Origin of the sequence: Ketogulonicigenium vulgare WSH-001 (assembly GCF_000223375.1) — a bacterium.
Classification (GTDB): Bacteria; Pseudomonadota; Alphaproteobacteria; order Rhodobacterales; family Rhodobacteraceae; genus Ketogulonicigenium; species Ketogulonicigenium vulgare.
The window spans coordinates 242,109-254,020 of record NC_017384.1; the positions used below are offsets into that span (position 1 = coordinate 242,109).

The following is an 11,912-nucleotide window of genomic DNA, read 5'->3' on the forward strand; positions in this document are numbered from 1 at the left end:
TATACAATGCAGGCGCGCGATGAGAGATAGTGATAGCAAAATAACCACTAGCGAAGATATCTGCCTGAATATTGAGCGTATAATCGCCTCGGGCGAGCTCGAGGACGGCGCGCGTCTGGATGAGAATCGCTTGGCGCAGATGTTCGGCGTCTCGCGTACCCCGGTGCGCGAGGCGTTCCGGCTGCTGGCTGCCCAAGGCTTGGTCACCATCCACCGCAATCGGGGTGCTTTTGCCCGCATTCCCGATTTCATGGAGATGGTCGAAATGTTCGACGTCATGGCCGGGATGGAGGCTTGGTGCGGGCGTTTGGCCGCAACGCGGATCTCTAATGCGGCGCTGATCATGCTGGGCGCCTCGGCGGACCGCTGTGAAACCTTGCAGCAAGCACATGATATCGCAGGATATTACGACGAAAACGAGGTGTTTCACCAGCTAATCTATAATGCATCAGGAAATGCATTTCTGGCGCAAGAGACAACAAAGTTGCAGCGCCGGCTGAAACCTTACCGGCAATTGCAGTTGGGTTACGGTGACAGGTTAGAGCAATCGTTGCGCGAGCACCGCGAGATTCTGGCTGCGATCACCGCCCGCGACGCCGATCGCGCGGCTGCCGCGCTGCACGATCACATCCGCATTCAACATGCGGTCTACAACGCCTACCGCGACGAGATGCGCCGCAAGGCGGATCAACAGCACAAATAGGATTCCATATTGGCAAGAATGACCGTGTTAGAGACGCGGTGTAGCCGATAATATGGAACTAAATCCGTCGCATCGCATTACCTCTACGGAAATCAAAGGAGGAGATGATGAGAGCGACGGCACCACCCCCCCGTAGAAACCCCGGATTTGCACATTGGTGGAGGTATATTGTCGCTGCCGTCATTGCCATTTTCGGCGTCCCGATTGCGCTGGGGGGGCTCTGGCTGATCTCCCTTGGTGGATCGTGGTATTATTTCCCCGCAGGCCTTGGTCTTTTGGCCACGGCCTTTTTGCTGGCGCGCGCGGATCGCCGCGCGGTTTGGCTTTACGCGGCGATATTTGTCGCGACGGTGATCTGGGCTTTGTGGGAGGCAGGGTTCAATGGCTGGGCACAGGTGCCGCGCCTGATCGCACCAGCGGTGGTGATGCTGCTGGTTCTCTCGACGCTGCCGACATTGCGCGGGCCGCGCCTGCCGCGTGCGGCGATGGCGACGGGGGGCGTTGCTCTGAGTGTTGCGGCTGCGCTTGCCATGGTGGATCGCGGGCCGGAAACTGCGCTGGCGCAGGTTGCGCCCACCGCACCCGCGCCCAATGTGCCTGCACCGACCGTGCCCGCCGCGCCAATAGCTGCGCCCGAGGCCGCACCCGTGCAGTTCACGATGCCCACCGCCGGCGCCGATTGGCCCGCCTATGGCGGCGATAATCACGCTACCCGCTATTCTCCGCTGACGCAGATCACGCGCGATAACGTCGCCGATTTGCAACCCGTTTGGGAATTCCGCACCGGCGATATGCCCGCCGAGGGCGAGCGCTATTCAAATCAGAACACGCCCCTTAAAATCGACAATCAACTGCTGATCTGTTCGGCGATGAACAAGGTGATCGCACTGGATGCGGGCACGGGGCTAGAGCGTTGGCGCTATGATCCTGAGGTTGCGTCCGACGCGATCCCCTATAACGCCACCTGTCGCGGTCTGGCCTATTACGCGGCACCCGCGCCGGAGGAGGGCGCGCAATGTCATCAGCGTGTGCTGATGAATACGCTGGACGCGCGGCTGATGGCGATTGATGTGCAAACCGGTCAGCTCTGCAGCGACTTTGGCACCAATGGTATCGTCGATCTGGAAGAGGGCATCGGCCAGACCGTGCCCGGCTGGTATGCGCCGACCTCGCCGCCCACGATCGTGCGCGATGTGGCCGTCGTCCATTCGCAGGTCCGCGACGGCCAGCGTCGTGATGCGCCCTCGGGCGTTGTGCGCGGCTATCATGTCGAGACTGGCGAGCTGCTATGGGCCTGGGATATGAACCGCCCCGGCGAGACCGGTCTGCCGCCCGAGGGCGAAACCTATTCGCGCGGCACCCCGAACGTCTGGACGATCTCGTCGGGCGATAACGAACTGGGTTATGTTTATCTGCCGCTGGGCAATTCCGCCGTCGATTACTGGGGGGGCATGCGCTCGGACGAGGAAAACACCTATTCCACCGCGCTGGTGGCGCTGGATGTCACCACGGGCGAGGTCGCGTGGCATTATCAGACCGTGCATTACGACATCTGGGACTATGATCTGGGATCGCAAGGCACGCTGGTCGATCTGCAAGGGCTAGACGGGCCGGTGCCGGGGCTGATCCTGCCGACCAAGATGGGCATGTATTGGCTGTTCGACCGCCGCGACGGCACGCTGTTGGTCGAGGTCGAAGAGCGCCCCGTCCCCCAAGGCGGCGTCGAGCCAGAGAACCTGTCGCCGACGCAGCCCTTTGTCGTCGATTTTCCCAATGTCATCCGCCCCGATATTGAAGAGCGCCATATGTGGGGGATGACTCCGCTGGATCAGCTCTATTGCCGCATCCAATATCATCAGTCGAATTACGATGGGATCTATACGCCGCCCAGCGCGGATCGGCCGTGGATCCAGTATCCCGGCTATAACGGCGGCTCGGATTGGGGCGGGATCGCCGTTGATCCAGAGCGGCGCATCATGATCAGCAACTATAACGACACGCCGAACCGCAACCAGCTTATCCCGCGCGCCGATGCCGATGCGATGGGCGTGCTGCCGCTGGATCAGCAGGGTTCGGATTACTCCGGCGTGGCAGGCGTGAACCCGCAGGCCGAGACGCCCTATGCCATTCAGGTGAATGCGGGCTGGCGCGTGCCGCTGACCGGGCTTTTGTGTAAAGAGCCGCCCTATGGCGGGATCATGGCCGTCGATCTGGATACACGCGAAGTGCTGTGGGATCGCCCCTTCGGCTCGGCCGAAAAGAATGGGCCGTTTGGTCTCCATTCGATGCTGCCGCTGGATATCGGCACGCCCAATAATGCGGGCGCGGTTGTGACCGCTTCGGGCCTGATCTTTATCGCGGCCACGACCGATGACCTGATCCGTGCGATTGACGTTGAGACGGGCGAGACCCTGTGGCAGGCCGAGCTGCCCGCGGGCGGTCAGGCCGGCCCCGCGATGTATGAGGCGAACGGTCAGCAATATCTGGTGATCAATGCAGGCGGGCATAATTTCATGGAAACGCCCATCGGTGATTATTTCATCGCCTATGCCCTGCCATAGAACACGCGCCTGCCGGTCGGAACCTTTCTGACCGGCAGGCGTTCGGCCTGTGTAAACCAGCATAATCCAAGGACAAATCATGCCGCCCTTGACCTTGCCCTATTGCGGGCCGGTGCCGACAGCACAAAACATTTGGGCGGCGTGGAACTTTGACCCGATCCTGATCGCGGCGCTGATATTATGCCTTGGGGTCGGGCATTACGCGGGCGCACGGCGATGGCCCCTTTTGCTGGGGTGGGGCGTGCTGGTAGTGGCCTTTGTCTCGCCACTTTGTGCGCTGACAGTGGCCTTTTTCACTGCGCGATCCGTGCATCATCTGGTGATTGTCACACTGGCCGCACCGCTTTTGGCGATGGCATCGCCGATGCGCGGCAGGGGCGCACAGATCCCCTTCATGGTGTTGGCCGCTGTCCTTGTGCTGTGGCACCTGCCGCCCGTCTATACGATGTTGTGGGACAATCATGCCATTTACTGGCTAATGCAGATCGCGCTGCTGGCGAGTGCTTGGGCCTTTTGGTCGCGCGTGGCGCGCCAAGATCCGCAGCAATTAGCGGCCAGCGCGCTGCTGACCGCCGGTCTTGCGGGCGTGATGGGATTGATTGGCGCGATCATCACATTCGCGCCGCGCGTCCTGTTTGAGCAGCATATCACCGGCGCGCTCGGGTGGGGGATTGATCCGCTTTACGATCAACAAATGGCGGGGTTGGTCATGTGGGTGCCGGGGATGCTGCCGCTTGCCATTGTGGCGGGGCTGCTGATCCAGCGCGCATGGGTGCAAAGCGTGCAATCATGACCGTGCTGCTGAAGGCGATCCATATTGGTGGGTTGGCGTGCTGGTGCGCGGCGCTGATCGCGCTGCCGCTGTTGATCCGCGCCTATGGCACGACGGACAATCCGCGCCTTTACACGCGATTTCGCTGGGTGACGCATATGGGCTATATTGCCTTTGCCACCCCCGCCGCGATCCTGACGATTACCGCAGGCACTGTGCTGATCTTTACCGAACAGGTCTTTGACGCGTGGATGCTGGCCAAGCTGGCCTTTGTCGCGGGTATGGTGCTGCTGCATGTCTGGTTTGGCCACATCATCCGCCTCAGCGGCGAGGCCCCAAGCCGTCCGCCGATGACGTTGCTGTTGCTGGGCCTGATCGGCGCTCTCGTCTGCATCATGGCGGTGCTGGTTCTGGTGCTGGGCAAGCCGCCGCTCGAGATGCTCGAGCAGTTCTTGCCCGCCTTTGCGCTGCAGCCGCGTCAGGGCCCGTCATGAGAGGGGGCGTCATGATTTTTCTGCGTGCCGATGCCGTAATCGAACACCAGCTTGCCGCCGTGCCAGCCGGTCATGGCGGTCATGCCGCTGGCCAGCAGAGACGCCAAAACGCCCCAAGGCAGCACAGCGCCGACCGGATCGGCCAGCCGGATGCCCCAGTTGGCGCCCAAGATCGACAGCAGCATCACCGCCAGAATGAAATGCGTCCAGCTGGCGGCGCGGATGCGGATGCCGGGCACCAGCAGCAGCTCGGCCGTGCCTGCGATGCCGGCCAGTACACCCATGACGAAACCCGTGCCCGCCGCCCACAGCGCAACGCGCGGCCAAAAGGCATCGCCCGTCCACCAATAGGCGAAATCCGCGCCCAAGGTGCAGATGCACAGCGCGATAGGAAAAGCGACCATCATCGCATGGATCGGGTGCCCCGCGATGGCGATCCGGCTTTCGGTCATATGAAAGCTTTCATGTTCGGCAATCGGATCGCGCAGGCGTTTGCGTGGCATAGGTGGCTCCCTCATCTGATGCGTCACCGGATGAAACCCGCCGCATGGCTAATGGTTCCGCTATTGGCCGGATGCAGCGGCCCATTATCCGCGCTGGCACCCGAAGGGCCCGCCGCCGCCCAGATTGCAATGCTGTGGTGGGGGATGCTGATCGGCGCGGCGGTAATAACCCTGTTTGTACTGGCGCTGGTCTGGCGTGCCTTTGCCGCCCCCCCCGGGGAGGCCTCTGAACGGCTGTGGATCAAGGGCTTCGGGATCTATTTGTCGCTGGCGATATTGACCGTCACTGTCGGCGCGGGGATCTGGGTGGGCGAGCGGTTGCAGCCGCGCCCCGCAGATCGCCCGGTCACCGTCATCGCGACAGGGTCGCAGTGGCAATGGCGCTTTGTGCAGACCGCGCCGGGTGGGGCGCAGGTTGAGACGCTGAACCGCCTGCATATCCCGGCGGGCCAGCCGGTCGATGTTCTGATCCGGACGGATGACGTGATCCATAGTTTCTGGGTGCCGCGCCTTGCGGGCAAGATGGATGCCATGCCCGGCCGTACCAATATCTTGCGGATCGCCGCCGATAGGCCGGGGCTTTACAGCGGTCGCTCGGCCGAGTTTTCGGGGGTGGGCTATGCCGCGATGACATTCGATGTGCTGGTCTATGACCCCGCCGCACCGCCCGCCTTTACCGATCGTGATCAGGAGGCCGCGCCATGACCCTGCAGCCCAATCCGCCGCAGCGCGCGCTGCGCCTGCACCGCGACCTTGACGCGATTTGGTGCCGTCCACGGGGCCTGCGGGGGTGGCTCTCGTCGGTCAACCACACCGAGCTGGGCCTGCGGTTTATGATCACCGCTTTCGTGTTTTTTGGGATCGGCGGCCTGTTGGCGATGCTGATCCGCGCCCAACTGGCAACGCAGGGCGGGGCCTTTTTGGATGCGGCGCATTTCAATCAGATTTTCACCATGCATGGCAGTCTGATGATGTTCCTGTTCGCCATTCCAATGTTGGAAGGTTTGGCGATGTTTTTGCTGCCGAAAATGCTGGGATCGCGGGATCTGGCCTTCCCGCGCCTGTCGGCACTGGGCTGGTGGTGCTATGTTTTGGGCGGGCTGATCCTGTTGGCGGCGCTGCTGGGCGGGGTCGCGCCCGATGGCGGCTGGTTCATGTACACGCCACTATCCTCGCGCGCCTATTCTCCGGGGATCAACGCGGATGTCTGGCTGCTGGGCATCACCTTTGTCGAGGTTTCGGCCATCGCCGCTGCGGTCGAGATCACCGTCACCATCTTGCGGATGCGCGCGCCCGGCATGGCACTGACCAAGATGCCGCTGTTTGCCTGGTATATGCTGGGGACGGCGGCGATGATGCTGGTGGGCTTTCCGCCGCTGATCCTCGGCTCGGTGCTGCTGGAGCTCGAGCGCGCCTTTGACTGGCCGTTTTTCGATGTCGCGCGGGGCGGCGATCCGCTGCTGTGGCAGCATCTGTTCTGGCTGTTTGGCCACCCCGAGGTCTATATCATTTTCCTTCCTGCCGCAGGTGCCATCTCGACCATTATCCCGGTGATGAGCCGCGTGCCGATCATGGGGTATGGCGCGATCGTGGCGGCGATCCTTGGCCTTGTGTTCCTGTCGTTCGGCCTGTGGGTGCATCACATGTTCACGGTCGGCATCCCGCATCTGGCGCTGGCGTTCTTTTCCAGTGCTTCGGCGCTGGTCGCGGTGCCGACGGCGGTGCAGATTTTCGCCTGGATCGGCACGATGTGGCGGGGCAAGCCGCAGATGCGGCTGCCGATGCTGTATCTGATGGGGTTCTTTTCGACCTTTGTCATGGGGGGCCTGACGGGTGTGATGCTGGCCATCGTGCCGTTCAACTGGCAGGTCCACGACACGGCCTTTGTCACGGCGCATCTGCATTACGTGCTGATCGGCGGCTTTGTCTTTCCGATGCTGGCGGCGGTCAGTTATTGGATGCCGCTGATCACCGGCAAGTTGCAGATCAAAAGCCTTGGCCAGACGGCGTTCGTGCTGATTTTTATCGGCTTTCACGGCACGTTTTTCCTGATGCATCTGACGGGGCTGCTGGGCATGCCGCGCCGGATCGACATCTATCCGGATAATAGTGAATGGGTCTGGCTGAACCTGATCAGCTCGGTCTTTGGCTTTGTGATGGCGATGGGTTTTGCGCTGTTTGCCATCAGCCTTGCGCTGCAAGTGCTTTTCGGGACAAGGGCGCGGCGCGATCCATGGCAGGCGGAAACGCTGGAATGGGCCGCGCCGCTGCCCGCGCCCAGCTACAATTTTGCCTCGTTGCCTTTGCCGGGCCAGCAGGGCGCATTGCCACTTGCGCGGGGCGAGGGTTTGCTGCCCGGCGCCCCCCGGCCGCAGCGCGAGACTTTGGTCGTCGATAGCATCAGCGGCGCACCGCGTCATGTGGCGGTGCTGCCGGGGAATACGCTGCTGCCGCTGGTGACGGCGGGTATGATTTGCGCATTCGTGCTGCTGATGCTGGCGGGTCTTTACGCGGTTGCGCCGTTGGCATTGGTCGGGTTGATCGTGGCGGCATGGCAATGGCACCATCCGGCGCCGCTGCATGGCGCGCCCGAGGTCAAGGTCGGGCCGGAACTGTCACTGCCGCTGCATCCCTTTGTGGCCGATCCCCTTAGCCGCACGGGTATGACCTGTCTGTTGATCGCAAACGGGTCGATCTTTGCCTGCTATCTGTTTGCGCTGGGCTTTCTATCGGTCATCGCGCCCGCTTGGCCTGCGCCTGAAAGTCAGGTGCCGCAGATCGCAATCCTGCCGGGACTGGTGATCGTCGCGGCGTTGGCGGCAGCGGCGGCTCTGGCCCGCATACCGCAAGGCGCGGGCGCCATGGCGGCTCTCGCACTGCTGGGGGTGGCGGCGCTGGCGCTGGTCGTGATGGTGCCGCTGCTGGATGATCCGCGCCTGCATGCCCGCGATGCCCTGCGCGCGGCGGCGATGGGCTATGTCGCGCTGCATGTGATCGTGGGCGCGGTGCTGAGCGCGCTATGTCTGGTGCAGCGGAGGGATGGACGGATCTCGGCGCTGACGTCGGGCGCGACCGCACATTGGCGGATGTGGCTGGATTTCAGCGCAGTGACGGCGGGCATTGTGCTGGCCCTCATCAGCCTGCAGCAGGTGCTGGCATGAGCTGGCCGCTGCGCGCCCTTGCCGGCCCGACATTATGGGCGGCAGCATTTGCCGTGATCTATGCAGTGCACGGGGCCGCCTGCGCACAAGGATGGGAGGCGCGGCCCGCGCTGATCGGGCTGTGGCTGATCGCTTTGGCCTTGGGCGTCGTTCTGGTTTTGCGCGCGCCGCCGGGCGGGGCATTGCCGGATATGTTGGTGCGGGCGGGGGCGTGGATCGGCGTGGCCTCGGTGCTGCTGACGCTGTTTCCCGTGCTTGGCCTGACCACCTGCACCGATATTCCACTGACACTGCCATGAAAAAGCCCCGATGTTTGAGCATCGGGGCTTTGTCGTTATTGGCCTGTCTGCGGCGAGACCGGACTGACCGGATCAGGCTGCGGCGCGGCATCGGGCAATGCGCCGGGCGGGGTTGTCTGCGTCGCCTCGGGCACGGGGGCCTCGCCGGGGGTGGCGACGGGTTCGGGGTCGACCGATTCACGCACGACCCACCAAATCACCAGACCAAAGGCGAAAACCAGCGCCAAGGTGATGGCCGTGATCGCGGGCCAATGCCTGCGCGATTGCTTTTTGACATTTGTATCGGGAGCGGACATGAGATCCTCCTTTTCCGCGTGTCTTACACAGCCAACGCACAGGCACCGCCTTTGTTCCCGCAACAGGTGCCAAAACAATACGGCTTTGGACGGAACGGTTTGATGGATAAGAACGTTTTACCCACAAAGCATGAGAGAGCGTATCTTGCCCCAGGTTCTGAATGCCGTCCTAGACCAGCTTGAAGACGCCAGCACATCCGAAACGGTCACGATTGACGCGCTGGTCAAGACGATCGGCCCGCAGGCCTTTACGGCCCTGATGCTGGTCTTTGCCCTTGTGGCGATCTCGCCCGCCAGCGTGGTGCCGGGCGTCACATCTGCCGTTGGGCTGATCGAGGCGATGCTGGCCGCGCAAATGATCATGGGGCGTCCGCATCTGTGGTTGCCGGGGTTCATCGCGCAGCGGGGCGTTGCCGGCGCGCGCCTTGGCACGGCGGTGGGCTGGCTGCGCAAGCCGATCAGTTTTATCGACCGCATCTTACGTCCGCGCCTCAGCTTTATGACGGAAAAGCCGTGGATTTTGCCCTGGTTGATTGTGGTATTCTGCCTTGGCCTCATCATGCCGTTTATGGAGCTGATTCCAACCAGCGGCACCATTATCGCCACCTTCATTGCCTTGGTCGCGGCGGCAATGCTGACGCGCGATGGATTGTTGCTGGTACTGGCAGCAGGTGTCCTGGCGCTGATCGCCTGGGTCTTGCGGTGGTTCATCGGCATCTTTTAGCACCGGCGGCCTGTTTGCGGGAACTTCGCACGCGCTGGGCAGTTTCTTCATACACGCAATGGCGGATATGGAGGATATGCGATGGCTCACGTCAATATTCACACCCAGATCGCGGGAACAGGCCGTCCGGTTGTTCTGATCCACGGCTGGCCACTTTCGGGCGCGGCTTGGGAACATCAGGTGCAACCCTTGGTCGATGCCGGGTTCAAGGTCATAACCTATGACCGGCGGGGCTTTGGCCAGTCGGATAAACCGGACAACGGCTATGATTACGACACTTTGGCGCAAGACCTGCAGGATCTGATCCTGCGCGAGGATCTGCACGATGTGACCCTCGTCGGATTTTCGATGGGTGGCGGCGAAGTTGCACGTTACATCGCAAATCATGGTGAAGACCGGCTGCACAGCGTCGTCTTTGCGGCTGCCGTTCCACCCTATCTGATGCAGGGCGACGACAATCCTGAAGGCCCCCTGACACCCGAGGCAGCGACCAAAATGATGGACGACCTAAAGGCGGACCGCAGCGCGTTCTTTAACAGCTTTACCCGCGATTTCTTTAGCGCACATGATATTTTGCGCGTCAGCGAGGCCGAGCGCGACAAGGCCATCGCCCTTTGCCATCAATCCGACCAAGATGCGGCGCTGTCGTGCATGACATCTTTTGGCACGACCGACTTTAGGGATGATCTGCAAAAGATCAGCGTGCCGGTGCAGGTGATCCATGGCGATGCCGACGCCATCGTACCGTTCGAGGGTTCAGGCGCCCGCACCCATGCCGCAATCCCCGGGTCCGAGCTGACCATCATCAAGGGCGGCCCCCACGGATTGAATGTCAGCCATGCCGACGAATTCAACGCGGCATTGATCGCGTTCTTAAAGCGTTGAGGCATCTGCGTTGATCATTTGGCGGAGCGGACGGGCCTAGGATCCAACCTTCTCCACGTTTCACCCTGGTGGCGATGACAGCTAAAATGGCGCTGCGGGATATTGCTTCCGCGCGAAGCTGTATTGCGGAGAGTTCAAGAATTGTCGCCTTCACAGATACTTAGCCGTCGGGACCTCTACGACCTTGTCTGGAGCAAACCGATGACAGCGCTTGCACAGGAATTCGGGATATCGGATCGGGGGCTCGCGAAGGTCTGCAGTCGTCATCGTATTCCCGTACCGCCCCGGGGATAATGGGCCAAGGTCGCAGCCGGAGAACAACCTAAAGTGCCGCCCTTCCTCGAATTGAGGGATCGAAGCCTCGATCGGGTACGCATCCGCGGGGCCACCTCAGCCCTTCCTGACAGTGTCGCCGAACTCGCCCGCAAGCGAAAGACTGAGCGGCAAGCCCGGGCTGCTACCATCAAGGCGACGCCAGAATCCCCAATGCCTCTGATGGAAAACCCACACGCCTCGGTGGCGAAAACGGTGAAGTTCCTTCGGACCAGGAAACCGGACAAGGAGGGCCTCCTCAGCGCCGCGGCGCCAGGCCTGTGTGGCGTGGTCGTCGGCGCTGCGTCCGCCGAACGTGCTTGCTTCTTTCTCGACGCGTTGGCGCGGGCGCTCGACGAGGTCGGGCTGAGCTTGACAGCGGACGGAGAGAAGATGTCCGCCCAGAAGGGCGCGGACAAGATCAGTTTCACCCTGCTCGAACGAACGAGAAGGCTGAAATACGTACCGACCCCAGAAGAAATCGCTCGGGAGGATAAGAGGAAAGAGAAACGGGCACGGTCCCTTCGGCGCAACGATTGGGACAGCATTTCCTTCGGCAGCAGTCCACCCTGGCCGGAATATGTGAGTGCGTGGACCGGCGAACTCGTGTTCTCGATCGATGCGTGGGCGGATGGCCTGCGGAAGACGTGGGGTGACGGCAAGACGCAACGCGTGGAACGGATGGTCCCCGAAATAGTCGCCGGCATAGAGCTCATTCTAGAGACCATTCGCGTGCGCCGCGAGGAGCGTGAGGAGCGCGAGAGGCAGTGGAAAATCCTGCAGCACCGGCGACAGCTCGCACAGGCCCGCCTCAAACGCGAGGAGACGCGACTCTCTCACCTCCGGCAGATCATTGAGCTGCGTCGGGAGGCCCGCGAAATCCGCGAATGGATCTCCGGCCTGCCGCAGGAAGCCAGCCTGTCCGGCGACTCGGATCTAGGCCGGATGCTGCAGTGGGTAGATTCACGGTTGGCCGAGCTTGATCGTCAAACCGGACTGGATGCTGCTAAATCCTTTGCGGCCGAAGGCGATCTGTTCCCGGCAGTCGACGAGCTTGAAGATCCGCTTGGCGATCCCCCCGTCAGCTCTGGCTGGGGCTACTGAGTGCTTCTCCGCGGCCCAAGCCTTTTATGTCCGCTGTTCGCTTGGATCGAGATTGATGCTGCAAGAAGAAGCATTTCCATTGCCAGATCATCATCCCC

General features: G+C 62.0%; 12 protein-coding genes. 10 read left to right on the plus strand and 2 right to left on the minus strand.

Annotated elements, in window-relative coordinates:
- Positions 1-19: 19 nt before the first annotated feature.
- From KVU_RS01170 to KVU_RS01185, 4 genes are all read left to right on the plus strand, one after another.
- Positions 20-703 carry a GntR family transcriptional regulator gene (locus KVU_RS01170; RefSeq protein WP_013383489.1) on the plus strand — a complete coding sequence of 228 codons (684 nt, stop codon included), beginning with the start codon at positions 20-22 and terminating at the stop codon, positions 701-703.
- Positions 704-810: 107 nt separating this feature from the next.
- On the plus strand, positions 811-3,264 hold the full coding sequence (locus KVU_RS01175) for a membrane-bound PQQ-dependent dehydrogenase, glucose/quinate/shikimate family (RefSeq protein WP_162491174.1): 2,454 nt from the start codon (positions 811-813) through the stop codon (positions 3,262-3,264).
- Positions 3,265-3,343: 79 nt separating this feature from the next.
- The gene (locus KVU_RS01180; protein ID WP_013383492.1) at positions 3,344-4,057 is read left to right on the plus strand and encodes a cytochrome c oxidase assembly protein; all 714 of its coding nucleotides are present in this window, start codon (positions 3,344-3,346) and stop codon (positions 4,055-4,057) included.
- The gene (locus KVU_RS01185; protein WP_013383493.1) at positions 4,054-4,530 is read left to right on the plus strand and encodes a CopD family protein; all 477 of its coding nucleotides are present in this window, start codon (positions 4,054-4,056) and stop codon (positions 4,528-4,530) included. The genes KVU_RS01180 and KVU_RS01185 overlap by 4 nt, the downstream gene beginning before the upstream one ends.
- On the opposite strand, the gene KVU_RS01190 is transcribed toward KVU_RS01185, so the two are convergent.
- Complete coding sequence (locus tag KVU_RS01190; protein ID WP_148639073.1) at positions 4,515-5,033, minus strand: DUF2231 domain-containing protein; 519 nt, start codon at positions 5,031-5,033, stop codon at positions 4,515-4,517. The genes KVU_RS01185 and KVU_RS01190 overlap by 16 nt on opposite strands.
- A gap of 30 nt (positions 5,034-5,063) precedes the next feature.
- Between KVU_RS01190 and KVU_RS01195 the strand changes: the two genes are divergently transcribed.
- The 3 genes from KVU_RS01195 to KVU_RS01205 are packed head-to-tail and all read left to right on the plus strand — an operon-like array spanning position 5,064 to position 8,493.
- Positions 5,064-5,738: a cytochrome c oxidase subunit II gene (locus tag KVU_RS01195; RefSeq protein ID WP_044008127.1), complete on the plus strand. Its 675-nt coding sequence runs from the start codon at positions 5,064-5,066 to the stop codon at positions 5,736-5,738.
- Positions 5,735-8,194 carry a cytochrome c oxidase subunit I gene (gene ctaD / locus KVU_RS01200; RefSeq protein ID WP_013383496.1) on the plus strand — a complete coding sequence of 820 codons (2,460 nt, stop codon included), beginning with the start codon at positions 5,735-5,737 and terminating at the stop codon, positions 8,192-8,194. The genes KVU_RS01195 and ctaD overlap by 4 nt, the downstream gene beginning before the upstream one ends.
- The gene (locus KVU_RS01205) at positions 8,191-8,493 is read left to right on the plus strand and encodes a hypothetical protein (protein WP_013383497.1); all 303 of its coding nucleotides are present in this window, start codon (positions 8,191-8,193) and stop codon (positions 8,491-8,493) included. The genes ctaD and KVU_RS01205 overlap by 4 nt, the downstream gene beginning before the upstream one ends.
- A 35-nt stretch (positions 8,494-8,528) precedes the next feature.
- Here the strand turns inward: KVU_RS01205 and KVU_RS01210 are convergent, their stop codons facing one another.
- A complete protein-coding gene (locus KVU_RS01210) occupies positions 8,529-8,789 on the minus strand; it encodes a hypothetical protein (RefSeq protein ID WP_013383498.1) in 261 nt (86 codons plus the stop codon).
- 145 nt (positions 8,790-8,934) lie between these two features.
- Here KVU_RS01210 and KVU_RS01215 point away from each other — a divergent pair, with 145 nt between their 5' ends.
- From KVU_RS01215 to KVU_RS01225, 3 genes are all read left to right on the plus strand, one after another.
- Positions 8,935-9,513, plus strand: coding sequence for an exopolysaccharide biosynthesis protein (locus KVU_RS01215; RefSeq protein ID WP_217508936.1), 579 nt, complete (start codon positions 8,935-8,937; stop codon positions 9,511-9,513).
- 81 nt (positions 9,514-9,594) lie between these two features.
- Positions 9,595-10,398 (plus strand): alpha/beta fold hydrolase, encoded by an 804-nt coding sequence (locus KVU_RS01220; RefSeq protein ID WP_013383500.1) that lies wholly within the window; start codon positions 9,595-9,597, stop codon positions 10,396-10,398.
- A 486-nt stretch (positions 10,399-10,884) separates the two neighbouring features.
- Positions 10,885-11,814 carry a hypothetical protein gene (locus tag KVU_RS01225; RefSeq protein ID WP_014537479.1) on the plus strand — a complete coding sequence of 310 codons (930 nt, stop codon included), beginning with the start codon at positions 10,885-10,887 and terminating at the stop codon, positions 11,812-11,814.
- Positions 11,815-11,912 lie beyond the last annotated feature (98 nt).

Excerpts from the sequence above, each read along its gene's own strand:
- KVU_RS01170 (WP_013383489.1), top strand. The coding sequence starts at position 20 with ATGAGAGATAGTGATAGCAAAATAACCACTAGCGAAGATATCTGCCTG.
- KVU_RS01175 (WP_162491174.1), top strand. The coding sequence starts at position 811 with ATGAGAGCGACGGCACCACCCCCCCGTAGAAACCCCGGATTTGCACAT.
- KVU_RS01180 (WP_013383492.1), top strand. The coding sequence starts at position 3,344 with ATGCCGCCCTTGACCTTGCCCTATTGCGGGCCGGTGCCGACAGCACAA.
- KVU_RS01185 (WP_013383493.1), top strand. The coding sequence starts at position 4,054 with ATGACCGTGCTGCTGAAGGCGATCCATATTGGTGGGTTGGCGTGCTGG.
- KVU_RS01190 (WP_148639073.1), bottom strand. The coding sequence starts at position 5,033 with ATGCCACGCAAACGCCTGCGCGATCCGATTGCCGAACATGAAAGCTTT.
- KVU_RS01195 (WP_044008127.1), top strand. The coding sequence starts at position 5,064 with ATGAAACCCGCCGCATGGCTAATGGTTCCGCTATTGGCCGGATGCAGC.
- ctaD (WP_013383496.1), top strand. The coding sequence starts at position 5,735 with ATGACCCTGCAGCCCAATCCGCCGCAGCGCGCGCTGCGCCTGCACCGC.
- KVU_RS01205 (WP_013383497.1), top strand. The coding sequence starts at position 8,191 with ATGAGCTGGCCGCTGCGCGCCCTTGCCGGCCCGACATTATGGGCGGCA.
- KVU_RS01210 (WP_013383498.1), bottom strand. The coding sequence starts at position 8,789 with ATGTCCGCTCCCGATACAAATGTCAAAAAGCAATCGCGCAGGCATTGG.
- KVU_RS01220 (WP_013383500.1), top strand. The coding sequence starts at position 9,595 with ATGGCTCACGTCAATATTCACACCCAGATCGCGGGAACAGGCCGTCCG.
- KVU_RS01225 (WP_014537479.1), top strand. The coding sequence starts at position 10,885 with ATGCCTCTGATGGAAAACCCACACGCCTCGGTGGCGAAAACGGTGAAG.